Source organism: Anaerotignum faecicola (genome assembly GCF_003865035.1).
Taxonomy (GTDB): Bacteria; Bacillota; Clostridia; order Lachnospirales; family Anaerotignaceae; genus Anaerotignum_A; species Anaerotignum_A faecicola.
The window spans coordinates 355,779-375,937 of the sequence record NZ_BHVZ01000014.1; the positions used below are offsets into that span (position 1 = coordinate 355,779).

A 20,159-nucleotide genomic window follows, 5' to 3' on the forward strand; every position below is an offset into this window, starting at 1 on the left:
TGAAGAACGGGAGGGGCTATTTTGGGACAGGAATGCTTTTACAGAGAGAACAGGCAGGACAGAGCGGAGGAGGAAATTCTTCTGACAGAGCGATTGGCTGAAGGCTGCGGTGAAACGCACTGGCGGATTCGCCCGATGACACAGAGGGAGAATGAGGAAATCTGGAAGCGGTGCGGCGAGGACGAAGGGCGGTATCAGGAAATGATTCTGGCGGAGAGCGTTGTGTTCCCTGATTTGAAGGATGCGGCATTGCAGAACAGCTACGGCGTGATTGGGGCGGAGCGGCTGTTGGCAAGACTGCTGCTGGCGGGGGAATATGACTGCCTGCGGCGAGAGGTGGAGCGCATCAACGGAGGGGAGGATGACGGATGTACCGATTATATTTAAAGCAGAACGGGGAGCAGCTTCTGCTGCCTGTGACACCTGCGGAGATTGAGACGAGGACGGGAAACCAGAATAAGACAGCGTATATTCTGGATTTCGGGGAGATGAATCTGGCGAAAAAGCCGGGACTTACGGAAATCCGCTTTACGGCACTGCTGCCGGGACGGGCATACAGCTTTGTGCAGACGGAGGGCGGCTTTCGGGAACCGGAATATTTTCTGAATCGTTTTAAGGAATACAAGGCTTCGGCAAAGCCCGTACAGATGATTTTATTTCGCAGGCTGGCAGATGGCAAGCAGAAATTCTGCGGCAATACGGAGGTGCTGCTGGAGGAATACACGGTGACGGAAAAGGGCGGCGAACAGGGGGACTTCTGGGTGGAATTTTTCTGGAAGGAATGGAGAGCGGCAAAAAGTATTCGTTACAGTATTCAGGGGAACAGCATGATGGCACAGGGACAGGCAAGGCAGGCAAAGCAGCCTGCCGCCGGCTATACGGTGCAGAGGGGCGACAGCCTTTGGAGCATTGCGAAAAAGCAGCTTGGAGATGGGACGAAATACAAGGAGATTGCACGGAAGAACGGAATTGCGAACCCGAATCGCATCTATCCGGGGCAGGTGCTGAAGCTGTAAAAAAGAAAGGGGAAAACGGGGATGAACATAAAACTATTATTGCAGCATGGGACGAGCATCTATGACGCGACACCGATTCTGGAAGGGCGCGTGGAATGGTTCGCAAGCGTGATGGGGAAGGCAGGACGGCTGAAATTTCGCGTGGTGCGTGACGGGATTGTGAATTTCGTGGAGGGAGACAGGGTTTCCTTTTATGTGGACAGCGTGCTGCGCTTCAGCGGCTTTGTGATGACGAAGGAGAGAACCTCGGAGCAGATTATTTCGGTGACGGCGTATGACCAGATGTTTTATCTGGTGCGAAACAAGGGGACGTATGTATTTCTGAATAAGAGTGCGAAGGAAATTATACAGACCATCGGGGCGGATTACGGCTTGGAGATTGGCTATATCAATGACGGCGGATGGAGGATTCCGCAGAGAATTGAGGAGGGGGAAACACTGATGGATATGATTCTTTCTGCACTGGAACTCTGCGGACAGGCAACGGGAAAGGAATATTTTTTATTCGACAGAGGCGGTCAGCTGATTGTGAAGGAGAAAAAGGAGATGGCAGTGGAGGCGGTGCTGCGGTGCGATGGGGGCATCAGCGAATACACCTATCGGACGGACATCAGCAAGGATACCTATAACGCGGTGCAGCTTTACCATGCAGGGCGGAAGGAAATCGAGCGAAAGGCATGGAAGGTGGAAAACGCAGAAAAGGTGAAGAAATGGGGCAGACTGCAGTATTACAAGCGCGTACCCTACACGATGAACAGCGCACAGCTGAAGGAGCAGGCAGAACGTATTTTGAAGGAAAAATGCAGAGTGGTGAAAAAGCTGACGGTGGAGAACATCAACGGGGATGTGATGCTTTTTGCAGGGAATACCATCTGGCTGGAGATTCCCGGACTGGCGGAAATCAGCCTGCAGGGGCAGGTTCTGATTGAGAGCTGCACACATATTTTTGAGGAAGGCGCGCATCGGATGCAGATGGACATTCGCATTGAGGAGGTTGGCTAATGGATTTGAAAGGCTTTTTGAAGGAAAACAACGGATTTCCCGAAAACAGAAGGGTGCATATTTCGCCCTGCTTTCGGGAGAACGGCGAGGAGGTGCTCTGGGAGCTGCGTGCGGTGAGCGAGGAAGAATACCGCAGGGCGGCAGAGGGCAAGCGAGATAAATGGGCGGTGCTTTGCATGCTTTCTGTAGTAGTGCCGGATTTGACGGACAGGGCACTCCGGGAAAGCTATGGCGCGGACAGCGGAGAAGCAGCATTGCAGGAGATGCTTTATCCGGGGGAGTATATGCGGTTATTGGAGGCGGTGAAGGATATCAATGGATTCCAAAGCCGCAGAAGGGTCTGGAAGGAACAGGCAAAAAAATGATTGCGGAGGGTGTAGATGAGGCGGATTATGCCTGCTATGCTCTCCGCAGATACGGCATACGCCCGAAGGACTGGGCGGAAATGACAACACCTGAGAGAATGTTTTGCTGTGCGGTGATTGAGATGGAGATTGCGGCAGAGGAAAAGAGGTGAAGGGATGCAGCAGGAGAAAAAGGGGCTGTTTGGGCGGCTGTTGGACTTTTGGAAGGAAAAGACGGAAGAAGCCGGCGGCGGCATCGGTTTTTGGAGCGGAGGAAAAACGGAAGGAAAAACAACGGCAGAAAACCGACAGGACGCACTGCCGCAGGAGAAGGCGGAAAAGAAGCCCTTCTTTTGGGAGGAAACAGTGCGGACAGCAAAGGGAAAGAAGGCAGAGGAAGCAGAGACTTTCGGGCAGGAACGGCGAAGGTCTTTTGCGGAGGAGAAAACGGAGGAAGCAAAGGGGCCTGCATTGCGGACGGCGGAGGAAAGCACGCAGGAGAGGAAAACGATTGTTCCGATTTTTACGGCAGAGATTTTTCGGGAGAAAACGGAGTGGCGCGAAGCGGAAGAAAGGCGGAAAACGACTTTTATGCAGGAAGCACCTTTTGCGGAGCAGGAGAAGCGGAAAACGATTCCGATTGTGGCAGAAACAGGGCTTGCCGAAAAAGCGGCGGCTGCCGAAGAAGCGGAAGAGCTGCCGCAGGAAGCACCGAAAAAGGAACGGGAGCAGGCAAAGGGTGCGGAGATTGATATAGAACGGCTGATGCGCGAGATGACGAAGCGGCTCTGGGAAGAAAGGGAAGCAAGCGGCAGGCGGCTGAGACGATAAGGAGGAGAAGGGATGCTTGAGATTATCAAACAATTGGCACTGGATGCGGCGGAGAAGGGTGCGGATTTCTGCGTAGGAACAGTGACAAAGGCGGCACCGCTGACAATTCGACTGGAGGAAGGACTGGAGCTGACAGAGGCGTTTCTGGTGCTGACGGAGGATGTTTTGCAGGCAGAGGAAACGGGCAGTATACAGATTGAGGGTGGCAGTTGGCGTGCATATCGACTGAAGCGAAGCAGAGCTTTGCAGGCAGGAGAGGCGGTGGCACTGCTGCGGGCAGACGGCGGACAGCAATATTTGGTGCTTGGGAGAGTACGAAAGGAAGGATAGGATGACACCGATACAGGAAACGGAAATTGACATGGAGAAGCTGGAAAAAAGGACGATGCCGAGCCTGACATGGAGAATCAACGAGGAGAAGGCAGAGGTGCGTGGCGAGACAGATGAACTGGACGCGATGCGGCAGGCGGTTTCTAAAATTTTGCAGACGGAGCGGTATCGTTATGCGGTTTATGACTGGAATTACGGCGTGGAACTGGAGGATTTATACGGGAAGAATGTATCGTATGTGATTCCGGAGCTGAAAAGGCGGATTGAGGATGCCCTGCTTGCGGATGACAGGGTGACGGCGGTGACGGATTTTTCCTTTCGGGAGGAAAAGGGCAGCGTGACGGCGGCATTTACGGTATATACGATTTTCGGGGAAGTGACGGCAGAGAGGACGGTGGATATATGATGGCGGTAAGCTATGAGGAACTGATGGAGAAAAAGCTGGACAGGATTGATGACAGAAGGGACAAGCGGCAGGGCAGTCTGATTTATGACGCGTTGGCACCCAATGCGGCGGAAACGGCGCAATTTTACGCAGATTTGGATTTGCTGGCGGACAGAACCTTTGCGGATACGGCTGTGGGCGAGGATTTGACCAGACGGGCGGCAGAGAGGGGAATGCTGCGAAAGGGCGCGGTGAAGGCAACCTTTTACGGGCGTTTTCTGGATGCGGACGGAGCGGTATATCCTGTGGAAAACGGGACAAGATTTGCACTGGAGGAATATAAATATATCGTACTGGGGAGAGAGGCAGACGGAAGATATATTCTGGAATGTGAAACAGAGGGGGCGTGCGGCAATGTGTATCTGGGGGAGCTGCTGCCCTTGGAAACGATGCCCGATTTAGCAAAGGCAACACTGGAGGAACTGCGGACGGACGGCGAGGATGCGGAAGGCGACGAGGAGCTGCGCAAACGCTTTTTTGCAAGCTTTGATGCGGATGCCTTCGGCGGAAACATTGCGGATTACAAGAGGAAGGTGAACGCGATGCAGAATGTGGGCGGACTGAAGGTTTATCCCGCGTGGAACGGGGGCGGCACGGTGAAGCTGGTGCTGATTGACCAGGGATGGCGCAGACCGACGGAAACAGAGCTGGCGGCATTGCAGAAGGAGATTGACCCCGAAAGCAAGGGGGAAGGCTACGGAATTGCGCCGATTGGACATAAGGTAACGGTGGAAGGAGTGACAGAGGTGCGCTGCAATATTGCGCTGCAGCTTTCTGTGGCGGAGGATGTGACGAAGGGAACGGTTCTGACGAAGCTGACTGAGGGATTTTCGGCATATTTTGAGGAGCTGCGGAAGAACTGGGCGGACAGCGACTTTCTGACGGTACGCATCAGCCATCTGGAATCAAGGGCATTGGAGACAGATGGTGTGGTGGATGTTTCGGACTGCGGCATCAACGGCGGCAGCGGCAACCTGATTCTGGGGGCGAATGATGTGCCTGTGCTGGGTGAAATTGAGGTGAAGCAATGACGGAGAACAGATATGAAAAGCACTGCCCGTGTACGGTGAGCGAATTGAGAGAGTTTCGGAAGCTGGGAGAAATCGAGGGGACGATTTTGGAAGAAGCGGCGGCAGCAAAAGAGACACTGGAACGAAACCAATGGATTCTGACAGCGGAAAAAAGCGGTCTTCTGCGACTGGCAGGGATGATGGGCTTTTTCGGGGCAGAGCAGATGGAAACAGAGGAGCTGCGGGAGGAAATCCTTTCGCGCTGGTGCAGCCGCAGTCCATATACCTATTTTCATTTGCAGGACTGGCTGGACGGGTGTGTAGGTGCGGGAAATTATACCGGTACTCTGGAAAGGGAAAGCTACAGACTGCGGCTGGTACTGGAATTATGCGTGAAGGAAAAACGGGAGTTTTTGCAGAAGCATCTGCGGAAAATTATTCCGGCAAATCTGGTTTTGCAGGTGAATCTGAATGTGAATACGCATGGGAAGCTGCACAGAATACGGCACGGTGAGATGAAGGAAAAAGGGCTGACCTACGGCGGGATTCCCTTTGAAATTTTGCCGGAGGAGGAAGGAAACAGTGCAGTTTCGGGCAAAAAACTGTTGCAGAGAATGAGAGGATGTGCTACAATACAAAAATAGTGGGGAGAAATGTCCCCAAGCGTGACGAGATTCCACTCGGCGGAGTGAAAATACAGGAGGTTTTGGCATGTCTACAATCGGTATGGTATTAACAGTTATTTTGATGATTCTTGCGGTGATTCTTGCGGCAATCATTCTGATGCAGTCCAAGCGTTCCGCAGGTCTGGGCGCAGTAAGCGGCAACAGCAGTGATACTTACTGGAGCAAGAACAAAGGGAATTCTGTGGAAGGCGCACTGGAAAGATATACAAAAATCGGCGGCGCACTGTTCATGATTCTTGCGCTCATCATTAACCTGGTAGGTTAACAAATGCAGAAGAAGATGCCTTTTCGGGGGCATCTTTTTTTATAGGTTTATGGGATTGATAGGACAGAGGGTTTTTGGGCAGGATAAGCACGAGAAAGCATAAGGAGAAGGACATGGACGAGACGGACATTTTAAAGGAAAGAAAAGAACGGATTCTGGCATATATGGAAAGCGAAGGATATGTTCCCATAAAGCGCAGAGATATGCGCGCGATGCTTTCTGTGCCGCAGGAGGACAGAGAAAAATTTGAGAACCTCATCAATGAGCTGATTGCGGAGGGGCGTGTATTTGAAACAAAGAAGGGCAAGCTGGCTTCGCCGAAGGATTTGCAGATGGCAACGGGGACATTTATCGGACACGCCAGAGGGTTTGGATTTGTGACACCCGATGCAGGGGGCGAGGATATTTTTATTCCGGCGAGCGAAACGATGGGCGCGATGCAGAAGGACAGAGTGCTGTATAAGATGCTGCATAAGGCGGAAAAGGGCAAAAAGGCAGATGGCGTAATTGTACGGATTCTGGAACGAGGACAGCAGCGGATTGTTGGCACATTTGAGGCAGGCAGCAAGGGCTATGGCTTTGTGGTAGCGGATGACAAGAAGATTGCGAAGGATATTTTTATTTCCAGAGAAAACACAAAGGGTGCCGTGACGGGGCATAAGGTCGTTGTGGAAATTACGGATTACGGCGAGGACAGACGCAATCCGGAGGGAAAGGTCATTGAAATTTTGGGGCATATCAATGACCCAGGAGTGGATATTCTTTCGGTGATTCGCAGATATGAACTAGCGGTGGAATTTCCGGAGGAGGTTTATGCGGAGATTGAGCACCTTGGGACAGAGGTTGCCGAGGCGGACAAAAAGGGCAGAGAGGATCTGCGCGACCTGTTGACGATTACGATTGACGGCGCGGATGCGAAGGATTTAGACGATGCGGTTTCTCTGAAAAGGCTGGGGAACGGTAATTTTGAACTGGGTGTGCATATTGCGGATGTTTCGCATTATGTGCGAGAGAATACGGCGCTGGATAAAGAGGCTTACGCCAGAGGAACAAGCGTTTATCTGGTGGACAGGGTGATTCCCATGCTGCCGCATAAGCTGAGTAACGGAATCTGTTCGCTGAATCCGCATGTGGATCGGCTTGCGTTAAGCTGTCTGATGGAAGTGAACGGCAGAGGCGAGGTGGTAAGCCACAGAATTCTGGAGAGCGTCATCAATTCGGATTACCGCATGACCTATACGGCGGTGCGTGAGATTCTGGAGGACGGAACACCTGCGTTATTGGAGCAGTATGCGGAAATTCTGCCCATGCTGGAGGATATGGAGGAGCTGCGGCAGATTCTGGGAGAAAAAAGAAGAAAACGCGGGTCTGTGAATTTTGATTTGCCCGAATCGAAAATCATTCTGGATGAAAACGGAAAGCCGATTGACATCAAGCCTTATGAAAAAAGCATTGCGACAAATATGATTGAGGAATTTATGCTGGTGTGCAACGAAACAATCGCGGAAAATTCCTTCTGGCAGGAAATGCCGTTCATGTATCGCAGCCATCAGGAGCCGGATGAGGATAAGCTGGAAAAAATGGAGCAGTTCCTGCGTGGCTTTGGTTATTATCTGCGGAAAAAGGACGGGGAGATTCACCCGAGAGAGCTGCAGAAGGTTTTGCAGAAGGCAGAGGAAACGGACGAGGAACGGATTATCACCAGAATGGTGCTGCGGAGCATGATGCAGGCAAGATATACGGCGGAAAATGGCGGACATTTTGGGTTGGCTGCAAAATATTATTGCCACTTTACCTCGCCCATCCGCAGATATCCCGATTTGGAAATTCACCGCATGATTAAAAAAATGCTTCATGGAGAGCTGGATGAAAAGGCATCTGTCTATTACCGCAGAAAAATGCCCGATTGGGCAAAGCATTGCTCCAAGCAGGAACGCGTTGCGGAGGACGCGGAACGGGATACGGATGCACTGAAAAAGGTGGAATTCATGGAGGATAAGGTTGGTCAGATTTATGAAGGCATCATTTCCGGTGTGACGAACTGGGGGATTTATGTGGAGCTGCCGAATACCATTGAGGGCATGGTGGCACTTTCCCAGATGGATGATGATTATTATGAATTTGACGAGAAGAAAATGCTTGTGTTCGGGAAACGGACGAAGAAAAGCTATCGTCTGGGGGATAAGGTCGTTGTTTCCGTGGCGAAGGTGGATCGTATGATGGGGACGATTGATTTTGCCTTTGCAGAGGAAAACGAGGATTTTCAGGAATAAAGAAAAAAGGAAGGTCAGACTGAGAGAAATCGGTCTGACCTTTTTCTGTAGGAAGTTAATGTTGTTCCAATGTGAAGGTAAGGGAATAGTAGGTTTCCTTTGCATCCTCATCCGGACCGATGGAATAACTATTGTGCTTATCCACATTGTAGCCAACCAGTGTAATTTCCTGTATGATGCGGAGGTTGCCTGTTTCGATGGTGTAACTGCAATAGGGGTGTCTATCCATATAGTTGAGGACGGAGGAAATCCGCTGTGGCTCCTGTGTATCATCGGAGGAGAGAAGCTGACCGCTGATTCGTTCTAAATCCGGATGGAGAAAATCAATCTGCGTACGCAGGAGTGCCATGGCGAGCAGGGGATTTTGCTCCAAAGGGGAAAGGATATCTCCCTCGGTATCCGTGAGGGTATAGGAAAAGGAAGATAGTTTTCCGTTTTCCTCTTGAATGACAGGCTCAGAGCGGACAGCATTCGGAAGAAAAATCAGAGCTGTGAGGTCATCTTCGCCTTCCTTCCATTTGCCGTCCTTCGTCAGCGAAGGAAGGGTATCCAGTTCAGCATATTCCAGAAGATGATTATAATTTTCTGAGAATTCCGCAACGGTCAGAGTGTTGCCGTTGGGAAGGATCGTCCATGTATGGATGAGAAATGTGAAAATGCCTGCAAACAGCACGATGACAATATAGCCGAAGGCAGAACGCAGACGGAACGGTTTAACTTCATAGCAAAGGTCATTATCCCAAGGCAGAGTTCCTTCTTCGGTATAGATTTCGTAGCATTTATAATTGCGATACAGGCTGTAAAACGGGATGGCATAGCCTTCGCCCACATGGAAAATTTTGACAAGACGCTCGAATGCCTGTGAGCGTGTCAAAAGACTGCCATCCTTCTGATGAACGGAAAGCCCAAAGAGCCATTTGCCGGGAGTTTTGCCCCATTTGGAAAGAAACAGCGGCTCTAAAAGGAAGAGAAACAGCCAGCTGAGATAGGTTTCCAGAAGCATCCATGCGAAAGAGGAATTGCTTGCCTTCATTGGAGAAAAAAAGGAAAGACAAAGGTTAAGAAGCGTGGCAAGCAGCCCAAGGTCAAGACTGCGTGCGAAAAATCTGCGCCAGGGTGCTTTCAATGGTGTCTGCGTTTCGTTTGTTTCGCTGGAAAGAATTACGTCTGTTGTCATAAAAAAGCCTCTCTTTCTATGGCAGAGATACAAGTGTCTGTTATGATTTAGTGTAACAGAAAAAAGACGGGTTGTGTGAAAAATGGGAAGATTGTAAGAAAAGTGTAAGAAACAGGAGGGATATCTTAAAAGGAAGTTTTTTGTAAATAAAATGAAATATTTGTAACCGAATCGTCATTTGATTTTTTTGATAGAATATGATATAGTTATTTCTGCAATAGAAGATTGTCGGGGAGGTGATTCTGTATGGCAAAAGGAAAAGGAACAAAGTTGATTGCGCAAAACAAAAAGGCATATCATGATTATTTCATTGAAGAAACCATACAGGCAGGCATTTCTCTGGCAGGGACAGAGGTAAAAAGTCTGCGCATGGGTAAGTGCAGCCTGAAGGAAAGCTACATCCAGATTAAGGATGGAGAGGCTTTCATCTACAACATGCACATCAGCCCATACGAGCAGGGGAATATCTTTAATAAAGACCCGCTTCGCCCCAGAAGGCTTCTGCTGCATAAAGCGCAGATTCGCAAGTGGGACCATGAGGTGCGTGCGGCAGGGTATACGGTTGTTCCCTTGAAGGTATACTTCGACCGCAGCTATGTGAAGGTGGACATTGCTCTGGCGAAGGGCAAAAAGCTCTATGACAAGAGAGACACCATTGCAAAGAATGATATGCGCCGTCAGGCGGAAAAGGATTTTAAAATCAGAAATCTTACTTTATAAGTTTGTCGTTTACAGCCATTTCACCGAAAAGGCGTGAAGTTTCACGATTTACGGGGATGCAATGGTTTCGACGGGAGTCTTGAAAGTAGGAATAGCCATTCGCGGACCAGTGAACCGCGTCATCAAGCTGGAACCTTTTTTAAAAAGAAACGACAAAAATAATTTTGCACTGGCTGCCTAATTAACGGCGCCTGTCGGCCTTCGGTTTCTCACCGCTGAAGAATCCGGCATCGACTTGGTGGGGCACTTTTCTGCCTAAGCTTTGCGGCAGGGAAAGATTCATGAAGCTACTGAGGGGTAAAGCCTGTCAATCGGCGTTGCAACGAGGGAATGGAAAAAGACTGACTGTGATGGGAGAAGTTCTTATGGATGGGTTTTCGGACAGGGGTTCAATTCCCCTCATCTCCATGCAGAAGCCTTGATTTTTCAAGGCTTTTTTTAGTTGAATTTTGAAAGGGATGCAAAGGGTACTCAAATATATAGGAAAGGAGAATTTGAATTTGTCGCGTACAAAAAAATGAAGTCCACAAATGGGCAAGAGCCTGTTTGTGGACTTTTTTGCTATTTTTCCGTTCTTTTTCTAAAATCATGGGGATATTATCTTTAAAATCAGGGAGGCGAAAAGGATGGAGCATATTTTGACATGGGAAATGATGAGGGAATACGAAAAGCACTTGCGGCTGGCAGAGAAGAGTAGCAGTACGATACAGAAATATCTGCACGACATCTGGCGGTTTTATGAACATTTGCCGAGGGGGAAAGTGTTTACAAAGGAAAGAGTGATTGCGTATAAGGAAAGCCTTGCGGAGCAGTATGCCATAAGCACGGCAAATGCGATACTGGTGGCGTTGAATGGGCTATTTTTGTTTTTAGGGTGGTGCGATTGCAGAGTAAAGCCGTTCAAACAGCAACGATGCATTTTTCGGGATAAGGAGCGGGAGCTGTCGGAAAAGGAATATCTTTCTCTATTAAAGGCGGCAAAGCAAAAGGGGAATCAGAGATTATTTTATATCATGGAAACCTTATGCAATACGGGAATTCGCATTTCCGAATTGCAGTTTATTACTGCGGAAGCGGTGCGGACGGGGACAGCGATTGTGAATTGCAAGGGAAAACAGAGAAAGGTGCTTCTGCCGCAGAAATTGCGGAAGGAATTGCAGAATTATTGTAAGAAGAACTGCATCACATCGGGGGCAGTGTTTATTACAAGGACCGGAAAGCCGATCAGCCGTACAAACGTCTGGGGAGAGATGAAGCGGCTATGCAAGGCGGCGTGTGTCGAGGCAAAGAAGGTCTTTCCGCACAACTTTCGCCATCTGTTCGCGGTGAGTTTTTACCGTCTGGAGAAGGATATAGCAAAGCTGGCGGATCTTTTGGGACACGCCAGCATCGAAACTACCCGTATTTATGTGATGGAATCGGCGGAAAGCCATATCCGCCAGATTGAGCGAATGCGGTTGTATATTTAGGACAAACTACACATTCTGTTTCGTATATGGAAAATTCAACACTGATTTTTCGGAAAAAAGCATGAATTCGCCATGTATTTTTTTCAGTATATCACCAAAAGAAACATTATTCAAGGAAGTCCTACATAATTTTACAAAATTCAGCACACGAAAAAAGCCGGTAAAAGGATTCTTTTTTGCCAGCTTCTTTTGTGTGCCTTTTTTATGCAGAAATTCCTTTTTTCTGCCATCTCGCGTCTGAGAGAATCAATAGTGGCAGTCGCATTTTGAAAAATTTTCTCTTTTTCACAATGAAAAGACGGCGGATAAAGGACAGAATGTGTAGTCCGTATTATGTGAGAGAAAATCGGGGGTGTTTTACAAAAATTAGGGGCAACAAATGCAAATGAAAACGATGGCAAAGCAGGCGAAAGCCTGTGACGCAAAGCTAAAGGGCCTTTCAAATGGCAGCCAGCTGCAACAAGTGCGCTGCCGAGAGGGGAGTGCCTTTTTGTTTTTTACAAAAACATGGGGCTTTATTTGGCAATGAAAAAGGAGGAAGATGGTTATGAAAAAGAATTATTACGCGAAGGCGCTTGCGCTGACCGTAGCGGCAAGCATGGTTTCCGTGCCGGCGTTTGCGGCGGAAGAAAATGACGCGGCAACATTGCAGGCAGATGCGGAGAAGGGCATTGCGACACTGCCGCTGTTAGATGAGGAAAAACCTGTGGTTGTGGCAGAGCCTGAGGAAGAAGAACCTACAGAAACGCCGAAAACACATGGCACAACAGGGGACGAAGCGGCAGCCGTTGCACTGCAGAGTGAAGACAGCGTAATTAGTGAAGATACAGAATGGACAGATGCAACCACACTTTCTGAGGATTTAACGATTGCAGAAGGAAAAACTTTGACACTGAAAGGTCAGGTGACCATTTCCGGTGATGTAACCATTTCCGGCGGCACAATCAAGCGTGGTGAAGCGTTTAAAGATTATATGATAGTTGTTCCTGAAGGAAGTTCTCTTACGCTGAAAGACGTTAAGATTGATGGTGGCGCTGTATGGGAAGGCTCTGAAGATACAACGCTTGGTCGAGGAACAGAAAACGGCGGCGTAGAAGCTACCAGTGCAATGATTTATAATTTTGGTACACTTACAGTTAAGAGTGGCACAATTCTGGAAAACAACGATAACACAACAACCAGTGGTGCTATTGCAATGAAAGATGAAGAAACAGGAGAATATACATTCCCATCTGTTACGGATAAAGTTCGGTTTGGCGGTGCTGTGTTAAATGGCGGTTTGATGAAAATTTCCGGTGGTACAATTCGCAATAACAATGTTGGCTGGCGTGGTGCAGGTATTGCAAGCTATGGCAAGATTGAAATGACCGGTGGTACGATAAGCGGCAACTATGCAAGAAATGGCTGGGGTGATGGCGGAGCAATTCATCTGTCCGGCGTTAAAAATGATACAGGAGAAGATTATACTGCTTCGGATGCTTCTTATTGTACAATTTCCGATGGTAATTTTACAAATAATAAGTCTGATGGTGCAGGTGGCGCTGTATGTGCAGATGGTTACTCAATACTTTATGTTAAGGGTGGTGCATTTAAAAACAATGCAGCAGCAACAACAGGTGGTGGGATCAATGTATATAGTTCCTGTTTGAGAATGTCCGGCGGAACAATATCGGAAAATACGGCAGTAAGTACAAATGATTCTACAGGTAATGGCGGCGGTTTAAATTTAACAGTAGGAAGTGTAGCTGATATAACCGGCGGTACGATAGAAAATAACCAGTCCAATAGCGGTGGCGGTATTTATGCAAATGGAAAATCTTCTTTTACTGCTTCAAATTTAAAAATTACAGGTAATACAGCAGCAACAAATGGTGGCGGTATTTGTATCCCGGGAACAAAGGATTACGAATATAATGTTTCGCTCGAAAATGTTTTGATTCAAGGAAACAAAAGTGAGTCCGGAAGTGGTGCAGGTATCTGTGCTGCACGAGCTTGGAAGGAGGAAACTTCTACCGGAGTTTTAACTTTAAAGAACTGTCAGATTAAAGAGAATTATGGCACAGTTGCTGGCGGTGGTATTTATTTGGATAAAGGTGTTACTGCTACGATGGACGGCGGTGAAATCTCTGGCAACCATGTTATCAATCCGACAAGCCAAACAAATGGCGGCGGTATTGCTGTCGGAGGGACGTTCACACTTAATTCCGGTAAGATTTCCGATAATATAAAAGATGGTTCGTGGAATGGTGGCGCAGCAGCATCTGTAAGTGGGACATTTACAATGAATGGTGGCGAAGTTTCCGGAAATATTGATACATGTACAGCAGAAAATGCAGAGAATCGTACAATCGGCGGCGGTGCATTTTATGTTTTAGGAGGCACGTTAAATATCAATGGAGGTACAATAACGAATAATACCTCCCATAGAGGCGGTGCAATAGCATTCCATTATGGTCCTTATAATCGTGGGACAGTTCATATTACAGGTGGCAAAATTGTTGGAAACTATGTAACAGGCGGAGAAGGCGGAGCAATAAATATGACAACAGCCGCAAAAGACGAAAAAGACGAAAATGTTATTCATGACCAGACGGTTGCCATAAGTGGTTCTCCTGTCATTGCCAATAATAAAAAAGGCGCTGTAGTGAATGTAAATAATGGTGTATACACTGTTGATACCTCAGCTGCTACAGCGGAAAATAATATCTATTTATCTCTTAATAATAATAGAAGTGAATTAGGAGATGAGTATGCAGAACGTCAGACAATTCATCTGGGGCAACTGAAAGACGGTGCTTCCATAGGGGTAACAACAGAAACGAAACTCCAGAAAGGACGTACCGTTCAGATAACTACAGCAGAAACGGATACAGAATATTATAAAGATTCGGTAAAATATATTGTTCCTGATGCAGAGCATGTTATTGTACAGACCGATGATACAGGAAAATATTTGAAATTGGCTTACAGCAATGAGAACTATTATAAGGTCACATTGAATCTGTCCCATGCAAAAGTAGAAGGTGCAACTGTAACGCAAATTAAGCAAGGTGAAGATTATACTGCTACAATTATAGCAGACACAGGCTATACGCTTCCTGAAACAGCGCCTGATAGGACAACTTATTCTTCTTTCAGCGAAGATAAAAAATCTGCAAGTATTGAGATTAAAAATGTAGACGAAAATAAAACAGTATCTCTTGCGGCTATACCTAATAAATATACCGTAACATTTGATGGCAATGGCAGCACAGACGGCGCTATGGAAGTGCAGACAATGACCTATGATACATCTGATGCACTTTCTGAAAATAAATATACAAGGACAGGATATAATTTTGCCGGATGGTCTACGACAAAAGGGGAAACTTCTGAATATCCTGATAAGGTTTCTGTTAAGAACTTAACTGCGGAAAATAACGGCAATGTCACATTATATGCTGTATGGACAAAGAAGGAAACAATCCCTGCATTTGATTCCGGTGAAAATGCTGTTCAGAGCAGTAAATATGACGGAACAGGAAAAGCATATACTTTAACCAGCGAGCTTGAAGGATTTACAATCAGCTATAAGAAAGGCGAAGAAACAGTAGCAGCTCCTACGGCAGTCGGCACCTATGATGTAATTATTACGCGTGCCGAAGATGATACCTATGAGGCTTTCAGCCAGACAATTACAGGTGGTCTTGTAATTACGGCGGCAGATTACCCGGTATCTGTTGTTGCCGATAAAGAAACAATGAGAGGTGCAGGCACAGTTAAACTTACTGCAGACAGTACAGTTGATGAAATTAAAGTAACAGGTATTGTATGCAGTGATGACAGTATCAAACCTACAAAGAATGAAGATGGTACATATTCTGTATCTTTGCCTAATGCAACCAAAACATATATCTTTACGGCACAGATTGATGGGGATTTAAGCAACTACGGTGAAGGCACTGCTTCCTGCACAGTAAGCGTTTCTCGCAAGAAATCATCTTCCTCCTCTTCTGATACCTCCGCACCGACCTACGGCGTTAACACAGGCAAGACAGAGAACGGCAAGATTTCCGTTACTCCTGCAAAGGCAGAAGCAGGCGAGAAGGTAACAATCAAAGCAACACCTGACAGCGGCTATCAGCTGGATAAGGTAACTGTGAAGGATAAAGACAACAGCAACGTGAAGCTGACGAAGGTAAACGATAATGAATACACCTTCACAATGCCGAAGGGTAAGGTTTCCGTTGATGCGACATTCGTACAGAAGGATGCGGCAGATGCTAACCAGAACAGCGCGGCTGAAAAGAGCAAGGTAATCAAGCTGCAAATCGGCAGTCGCATTGTCAACGTGGATAATGAAGCAGTGATTTACGATGCTGCACCCGTTATTCGCAATGACAGAACTCTGGTTCCTATCAGAATCGTTACAGAAACTCTGGGCGGCAAGGTTGATTGGAACGGCGCAACAAAAGAGGTTACACTGCACATCGACGGCAAGGAAATCAAGATGACAGTTGGCAAAACACTGGAGAAATACGGTGTTGCACCTGTGATTATTGATGGACGCACCTTCGTACCTGTTCGCTTTGTGGCAGACGAGCTTGGCGCAACCATCGCTTGGGACGATGCAACAAAGACAGTGACAATCACGAAAATTGAAAAATAAATCGGAAAGAGAATAACCGAGGGCGTTCATCGGAAACGGTGAGCGCCTTTCGTGTCATGGAATACGGGGAGGAGGATGCGCGTGAAAGAAATGGGAAAGCGGCTCAAGGGGCTAAGAGAGAGCATGGGGCTGTCACAGATGAAAATGGCGGAGATTTTGGGATTGAAACAGCCCAGTATTAACCGCTATGAGCAGGGAACAGCAACACCAACGGTTGAAAATCTGAGAAAATATGCGGACTATTTTGACGTGTCTATGGATTACATCTTTGCTCGCACGGATAACCCCGAAGGAAAATTGTATGCACATCAGCCGAAGGCTCTGGCAGGTAATAGGGAGATGCGGCAGTTTATTGAGCTGTGCTTTGACCCCAGTTCACCGTATAACGAAAGGCTGAAGGAAACGATGCTGCGGATGCTGGAGGAAATGCAGGAGTGAGCTTCGGGGGCTACAGCTTAGAATGTGCTCCTATAGGATTGTTCTTAAACCATCGGCTTTATTGGCAGATATTTATTTCAATTTATCGCAGTTTTTAAAATTTGTTGCAAAATTAGGGCTTCTACTTCTTGTATAACGACCGGTATCATGATACATTTGATGTAGATTCGAATATATGGAAGAAAGAGATATAATAGAAATAAATAGAGGGAGAGAACAATGAAAATTTCAAAAAAAGATGCATTGCTGTGGTTTTCCTTTTTTGCACAGTTGGACGAGGAGGAAGAGCTGCTACCGAAGCAGATGGAACTGGTTTATGCGACCTTTGCGCAGATTGAGGATGCCATTGATGCGAGAAACGAGAAGCTGATGGCGGAAATCAAGGGGCTGAAATCTATTGGCGGCAGAACCTATTTTGTCGGTCCGGAGGAAAAATTCGCCAAGGGCTGCCGTTCCTGCATGACGGGGACAGGCTTGACTGCCATTCGTAAGACGAACAAATGCAACATCCAGTGCAAATTTTGCTATAACTACGGCGAGCTGGAGGACTGTATGCCCATCGGAGAGGGGCTTTGGGAAATCGGCGGCACGAAGTTTTACGAACGGGATTTAGACCTGTTGCTTTCCATTCAGGAGAAGCCGACAGGGATTTCCTATGTTTACTTAGAGCCATTTATGGAGATTGAAAAATACTACGGTATCATCCGAAAATTCCACGAAGCAGGGATTCATCAGCACATGTATACCAACGGCACGCTGGCGACAGAAGAAAATCTGAAGGCATTAGGTGAGGCAGGTCTGGATGAGCTGCGGTTCAATCTGGGGGCAAGCAATGCTTCCGATAAGGTAATTGAAGCGATTGCGACAGCAAAGAAATATATCAGATATGTCGGGATTGAAACGCCTATGACACCCGAATATTTTGAAGCATTTATGCAGAAAAAGGATAAGATTCTGGCAACAGGCGTGGATTTCATGAACTGTGCGGAGCTGCATCTGAACAACAATAACATCTGGAATTACGAAGGAGAAAACATGTACGTCTATCGACAGGGGTATGTTTCTCCCATCCGGAGCAGAGAGCTGACCTTCAAGCTGATGAAGCTGGCGGACGAGGAAGGCTGGAATGTTGCGGTGCATGACTGTTCCAACCGCACGAAATTTGCCCGCGGGCTGAATCTGAAGGGCAAGGAAGGCGGTTGGTTCGGCGCAAGCAGCTACGGCTCTGAATTCAGCAGACCGCCCTTTGCAGTGTTCCTGCCGATTTTGCAGGACGAAAATTTCCAATTTTTAGAGGAAGAGGAGCTGCCCGAAGGCTACAGACCGGGCGAATTGTTCTTCTAAAAAAGCAAATAAAAAAGCACTTGAATTCGTATTTTTGGATACGGGTTTCAAGTGCTTTCTTTTTGTTTTTTTATTCTGCGGAAACGGTTTTCCAAAGCAGAAGGGCATCCTCTACATAACATTCCAGCTTTCCTTGGTCAACTAAATAGGAAAGATAGGAACGAACTGTGCTGCCAATGAGGACATATTGGCTATAATCCATCGTTAATGCAAACCGTTCGAACACTCGCTTGAGAATCAGCTCAAAGTGCAGCGGCTCCCTGCAGATTTCCAGAAGTGCATCCAGAATTTCCTGCATCTTTTTACGGTTTGCGTCTGCCAAAGGTTTGATATCCTCCGTCGGCTCCGCATGTGCAGGAATGAACAGCCTGCCCTCCAGCTTTTCTATCATATCCAGCGTTTCAAGCTGTGCCGCAATATCATAGAAAAAGGAGATATGATATTTTTCAAGGATATTTTCTCCAAACACGCAGTCTGCCATAAAATAAACATCGTCGGGTGTTTTCACGCCGATCATGTCCCAGAAATGCCCCGGCAGGCGGAAATATTCCATGCCCGCAGGCAAAGGCGCATCGGCGATATCCTGCCCCTTGGAGGGTGTTGCCATGAGGAATTTATTCCGCAGCTTTTTGAAGGGATAGCCGCCGTAAAGGAAGGATGGCTCAAGCATCGGGTGCTCCACAATCGCCAGCTCCATGGGTGTGGTATAGACGGCGCAGTTAAGCCGATTCTGCAGCAGGGTATTGCCGCCGTCATGGTCGGCGTTGGAATGGGTGTTGATGATTGCGGTCAGCTTCCAGCCCTGTGCATCCAGAATTTTCTGGATTTTTCTGCCGGCATCCTTATCGTTTCCGCTGTCGATCAGCCAGATATCGTCATCGCTTACGCGATAAACGCCGATTTTGGAAGGGGCATTGATGTAATAGGTATTTTCTGCGACCTGCACCAGTTCATACATGGGCAAAACCTCCTTTATCCTTTATTAAAAAATAAGACCTTGGGGACGCTTGTCCCCAATACCCCTACTGGGGTATGATACCCCAGACCCCCGTTTGCAGAACCATGTACATGGTTCTGCGGTATCGGGTCAAGGGGATGATCCCCTTGCGGGAGATTGAGAGCAGAGCCCTCAAGGTCTTTAAGATGTTTAGTTCATAGAATCTGTAGAGCCGATGACATTTTTGATTTTGTCCTCAACCAGCTCCTGAATCAGCGCTCTGCCTGCGCCCAGATAGCCGCGAGGGTCAAATGCCGCAGGCTCATCCCCGAAGGATTTGCGAACAGCAGCAGTCATTGCCAGTCTCAGGTCAGTATCCATGTTGATTTTGCAGACAGCCATGGAAGATGCCTTGCGCAGCATTTCCGCAGGAATCCCTTTTGCGCCCGCAATGTTTCCGCCGTATTCGTTGCACATTGCAACACATCTCTGGTCAACAGAGGATGCACCGTGCAGAACGATGGGGTAGTTATGGAAGCCTGCCGCCTCCAGCTTTTCTGTGATGGTTGCCAGTCTGTCAAAGTCCAGCTTTGCCTCGCCCTTGAATTTATAAGCACCATGGCTTGTGCCGATGGCAATCGCGAGGGAATCCACACCGGTGCGTTTTACGAAATCAACTGCCTGATCGGGATCAGTGTAGGTTGCGTGTGCCGCATCTACGTTAACCTCATCCTCAACGCCTGCCAGCTTGCCCAGCTCTGCCTCAACCACGATACCTCTTTCATGGGCGTATTCTACGATTTTCTTTGTCTGTGCCACGTTTTCCTCATACTCCAGATGGGAACCGTCAAACATGACAGATGTGAAACCGTATTCGATACAGTCTTTACATACTTCAAAATCGGAGCCATGATCCAGATGCAGTGCAATATCCAGACCGGTTTCTTCGATTGCGGCATCCACCATTGCCTTCAGATATTTGGGATGCGCATATTTCAGAGCAGATTTGGAAACCTGCAGGATGACAGCGGAATTCTGCGCCTTTGCCGCAGCTACGACACCTTGGATGATTTCCATGTTATTGATGTTGAACGCACCGATGGCATAGCCGCCCTCAAATGCCTTTTCAAACATTTTTTTTGTTGTTACCAAAGCCATATAAAGACACCTCTCTTGAATTATTTTGGGTTTGCATTTAGCATTGCCTTATATTAGAATTATAAT

The 20,159-nt window shown here is 47.6% G+C and carries 20 protein-coding genes, 1 other RNA gene and 1 riboswitch; of the genes, 18 read left to right on the forward strand and 3 right to left on the reverse strand.

Translation table 11 applies throughout. The annotated features are described in order from the left end of the window. Nucleotides 1–21 precede the first annotated feature (21 nt). The 12 genes from EJE48_RS11700 (at nucleotide 22) to rnr (ending at nucleotide 8,202) form a co-directional block, all read left to right on the forward strand. Nucleotides 22–387, forward strand: a complete 366-nt coding sequence (locus tag EJE48_RS11700) for a phage tail assembly chaperone (protein WP_016407464.1) — start codon at nucleotides 22–24, stop codon at nucleotides 385–387. Then, nucleotides 369–1,016 (forward strand): LysM peptidoglycan-binding domain-containing protein, encoded by a 648-nt coding sequence (locus EJE48_RS11705; protein WP_016407463.1) that lies wholly within the window; start codon nucleotides 369–371, stop codon nucleotides 1,014–1,016. The genes EJE48_RS11700 and EJE48_RS11705 overlap by 19 nt, the downstream gene beginning before the upstream one ends. Before the next feature lie 21 nt (nucleotides 1,017–1,037). Beyond that, a complete protein-coding gene (locus tag EJE48_RS11710) occupies nucleotides 1,038–2,018 on the forward strand; it encodes an XkdQ/YqbQ family protein (RefSeq protein WP_118582247.1) in 981 nt (326 codons plus the stop codon). Next, complete coding sequence (locus EJE48_RS11715; RefSeq protein WP_016407461.1) at nucleotides 2,018–2,383, forward strand: phage tail assembly chaperone; 366 nt, start codon at nucleotides 2,018–2,020, stop codon at nucleotides 2,381–2,383. Before EJE48_RS11710 ends, EJE48_RS11715 begins: the two co-directional genes overlap by 1 nt. Beyond that, complete coding sequence (locus EJE48_RS12310) at nucleotides 2,380–2,535, forward strand: hypothetical protein (RefSeq protein ID WP_016407460.1); 156 nt, start codon at nucleotides 2,380–2,382, stop codon at nucleotides 2,533–2,535. Before EJE48_RS11715 ends, EJE48_RS12310 begins: the two co-directional genes overlap by 4 nt. 4 nt (nucleotides 2,536–2,539) lie before the next feature. Then, nucleotides 2,540–3,193, forward strand: a complete 654-nt coding sequence (locus EJE48_RS11720; protein WP_118582244.1) for a hypothetical protein — start codon at nucleotides 2,540–2,542, stop codon at nucleotides 3,191–3,193. A gap of 12 nt (nucleotides 3,194–3,205) precedes the next feature. Beyond that, on the forward strand, nucleotides 3,206–3,523 hold the full coding sequence (locus EJE48_RS11725; protein ID WP_016407459.1) for a DUF2577 domain-containing protein: 318 nt from the start codon (nucleotides 3,206–3,208) through the stop codon (nucleotides 3,521–3,523). A 1-nt stretch (nucleotide 3,524) separates the two neighbouring features. Beyond that, nucleotides 3,525–3,929: a DUF2634 domain-containing protein gene (locus EJE48_RS11730; protein ID WP_016407458.1), complete on the forward strand. Its 405-nt coding sequence runs from the start codon at nucleotides 3,525–3,527 to the stop codon at nucleotides 3,927–3,929. Further along, entirely contained in the window at nucleotides 3,929–4,999 is a 1,071-nt protein-coding gene (locus EJE48_RS11735; protein WP_160117375.1) for a baseplate J/gp47 family protein, read from the forward strand. The genes EJE48_RS11730 and EJE48_RS11735 overlap by 1 nt, the downstream gene beginning before the upstream one ends. After that, the gene (locus EJE48_RS11740) at nucleotides 4,996–5,622 is read left to right on the forward strand and encodes a hypothetical protein (protein ID WP_118582242.1); all 627 of its coding nucleotides are present in this window, start codon (nucleotides 4,996–4,998) and stop codon (nucleotides 5,620–5,622) included. The genes EJE48_RS11735 and EJE48_RS11740 overlap by 4 nt, the downstream gene beginning before the upstream one ends. Before the next feature lie 67 nt (nucleotides 5,623–5,689). Further along, nucleotides 5,690–5,929, forward strand: a complete 240-nt coding sequence (gene secG, locus EJE48_RS11745; protein ID WP_016407455.1) for a preprotein translocase subunit SecG — start codon at nucleotides 5,690–5,692, stop codon at nucleotides 5,927–5,929. 113 nt (nucleotides 5,930–6,042) lie between these two features. Then, entirely contained in the window at nucleotides 6,043–8,202 is a 2,160-nt protein-coding gene (gene rnr, locus EJE48_RS11750) for a ribonuclease R (RefSeq protein ID WP_124984586.1), read from the forward strand. 55 nt (nucleotides 8,203–8,257) lie between these two features. On the opposite strand, the gene EJE48_RS11755 is transcribed toward rnr, so the two are convergent. Further along, a complete protein-coding gene (locus tag EJE48_RS11755) occupies nucleotides 8,258–9,379 on the reverse strand; it encodes an RDD family protein (protein WP_118582236.1) in 1,122 nt (373 codons plus the stop codon). 246 nt (nucleotides 9,380–9,625) lie between these two features. Between EJE48_RS11755 and smpB the strand changes: the two genes are divergently transcribed. The 6 genes from smpB to EJE48_RS11785 all read left to right on the forward strand — a co-directional run bounded on the left by smpB (nucleotide 9,626) and on the right by EJE48_RS11785 (nucleotide 17,998). Further along, nucleotides 9,626–10,099 (forward strand): SsrA-binding protein SmpB, encoded by a 474-nt coding sequence (gene smpB, locus EJE48_RS11760; protein ID WP_016407451.1) that lies wholly within the window; start codon nucleotides 9,626–9,628, stop codon nucleotides 10,097–10,099. A 52-nt stretch (nucleotides 10,100–10,151) separates the two neighbouring features. Next, nucleotides 10,152–10,510, forward strand: a transfer-messenger RNA (tmRNA) gene (gene ssrA / locus EJE48_RS11765). 215 nt (nucleotides 10,511–10,725) lie between these two features. Then, on the forward strand, nucleotides 10,726–11,568 hold the full coding sequence (locus tag EJE48_RS11770) for a tyrosine-type recombinase/integrase (protein ID WP_118582233.1): 843 nt from the start codon (nucleotides 10,726–10,728) through the stop codon (nucleotides 11,566–11,568). Between the two features lie 386 nt (nucleotides 11,569–11,954). Next, nucleotides 11,955–12,030: riboswitch (cyclic di-GMP riboswitch) on the forward strand. Nucleotides 12,031–12,115: 85 nt separating this feature from the next. After that, the gene (locus EJE48_RS11775) at nucleotides 12,116–16,216 is read left to right on the forward strand and encodes a stalk domain-containing protein (protein WP_160117376.1); all 4,101 of its coding nucleotides are present in this window, start codon (nucleotides 12,116–12,118) and stop codon (nucleotides 16,214–16,216) included. A gap of 90 nt (nucleotides 16,217–16,306) precedes the next feature. Continuing rightward, nucleotides 16,307–16,654, forward strand: coding sequence for a helix-turn-helix domain-containing protein (locus EJE48_RS11780; protein WP_408608200.1), 348 nt, complete (start codon nucleotides 16,307–16,309; stop codon nucleotides 16,652–16,654). Nucleotides 16,655–16,873: 219 nt separating this feature from the next. Next, nucleotides 16,874–17,998 carry a radical SAM protein gene (locus EJE48_RS11785; protein WP_118582224.1) on the forward strand — a complete coding sequence of 375 codons (1,125 nt, stop codon included), beginning with the start codon at nucleotides 16,874–16,876 and terminating at the stop codon, nucleotides 17,996–17,998. A 70-nt stretch (nucleotides 17,999–18,068) separates the two neighbouring features. Here the strand turns inward: EJE48_RS11785 and EJE48_RS11790 are convergent, their stop codons facing one another. Both EJE48_RS11790 and fba read right to left on the reverse strand, forming a co-directional pair. Then, nucleotides 18,069–18,956 (reverse strand): MBL fold metallo-hydrolase, encoded by an 888-nt coding sequence (locus EJE48_RS11790; RefSeq protein WP_118582221.1) that lies wholly within the window; start codon nucleotides 18,954–18,956, stop codon nucleotides 18,069–18,071. A 189-nt stretch (nucleotides 18,957–19,145) separates the two neighbouring features. After that, the gene (gene fba / locus EJE48_RS11795) at nucleotides 19,146–20,093 is read right to left on the reverse strand and encodes a class II fructose-1,6-bisphosphate aldolase (RefSeq protein ID WP_016407446.1); all 948 of its coding nucleotides are present in this window, start codon (nucleotides 20,091–20,093) and stop codon (nucleotides 19,146–19,148) included. Nucleotides 20,094–20,159 lie beyond the last annotated feature (66 nt).

What these genes read in the sequence shown, in the direction of transcription:
- EJE48_RS11705 (WP_016407463.1), top strand. Translation starts at nt 369, where the DNA reads ATGTACCGATTATATTTAAAGCAGAACGGGGAGCAGCTTCTGCTGCCT.
- EJE48_RS11710 (WP_118582247.1), top strand. Translation starts at nt 1,038, where the DNA reads ATGAACATAAAACTATTATTGCAGCATGGGACGAGCATCTATGACGCG.
- EJE48_RS11715 (WP_016407461.1), top strand. Translation starts at nt 2,018, where the DNA reads ATGGATTTGAAAGGCTTTTTGAAGGAAAACAACGGATTTCCCGAAAAC.
- EJE48_RS12310 (WP_016407460.1), top strand. Translation starts at nt 2,380, where the DNA reads ATGATTGCGGAGGGTGTAGATGAGGCGGATTATGCCTGCTATGCTCTC.
- EJE48_RS11720 (WP_118582244.1), top strand. Translation starts at nt 2,540, where the DNA reads ATGCAGCAGGAGAAAAAGGGGCTGTTTGGGCGGCTGTTGGACTTTTGG.
- EJE48_RS11725 (WP_016407459.1), top strand. Translation starts at nt 3,206, where the DNA reads ATGCTTGAGATTATCAAACAATTGGCACTGGATGCGGCGGAGAAGGGT.
- EJE48_RS11730 (WP_016407458.1), top strand. Translation starts at nt 3,525, where the DNA reads ATGACACCGATACAGGAAACGGAAATTGACATGGAGAAGCTGGAAAAA.
- EJE48_RS11735 (WP_160117375.1), top strand. Translation starts at nt 3,929, where the DNA reads ATGGCGGTAAGCTATGAGGAACTGATGGAGAAAAAGCTGGACAGGATT.
- EJE48_RS11740 (WP_118582242.1), top strand. Translation starts at nt 4,996, where the DNA reads ATGACGGAGAACAGATATGAAAAGCACTGCCCGTGTACGGTGAGCGAA.
- secG (WP_016407455.1), top strand. Translation starts at nt 5,690, where the DNA reads ATGTCTACAATCGGTATGGTATTAACAGTTATTTTGATGATTCTTGCG.
- rnr (WP_124984586.1), top strand. Translation starts at nt 6,043, where the DNA reads ATGGACGAGACGGACATTTTAAAGGAAAGAAAAGAACGGATTCTGGCA.
- EJE48_RS11755 (WP_118582236.1), bottom strand. Translation starts at nt 9,379, where the DNA reads ATGACAACAGACGTAATTCTTTCCAGCGAAACAAACGAAACGCAGACA.
- smpB (WP_016407451.1), top strand. Translation starts at nt 9,626, where the DNA reads ATGGCAAAAGGAAAAGGAACAAAGTTGATTGCGCAAAACAAAAAGGCA.
- EJE48_RS11770 (WP_118582233.1), top strand. Translation starts at nt 10,726, where the DNA reads ATGGAGCATATTTTGACATGGGAAATGATGAGGGAATACGAAAAGCAC.
- EJE48_RS11775 (WP_160117376.1), top strand. Translation starts at nt 12,116, where the DNA reads ATGAAAAAGAATTATTACGCGAAGGCGCTTGCGCTGACCGTAGCGGCA.
- EJE48_RS11780 (WP_408608200.1), top strand. Translation starts at nt 16,307, where the DNA reads ATGGGAAAGCGGCTCAAGGGGCTAAGAGAGAGCATGGGGCTGTCACAG.
- EJE48_RS11785 (WP_118582224.1), top strand. Translation starts at nt 16,874, where the DNA reads ATGAAAATTTCAAAAAAAGATGCATTGCTGTGGTTTTCCTTTTTTGCA.
- EJE48_RS11790 (WP_118582221.1), bottom strand. Translation starts at nt 18,956, where the DNA reads ATGTATGAACTGGTGCAGGTCGCAGAAAATACCTATTACATCAATGCC.
- fba (WP_016407446.1), bottom strand. Translation starts at nt 20,093, where the DNA reads ATGGCTTTGGTAACAACAAAAAAAATGTTTGAAAAGGCATTTGAGGGC.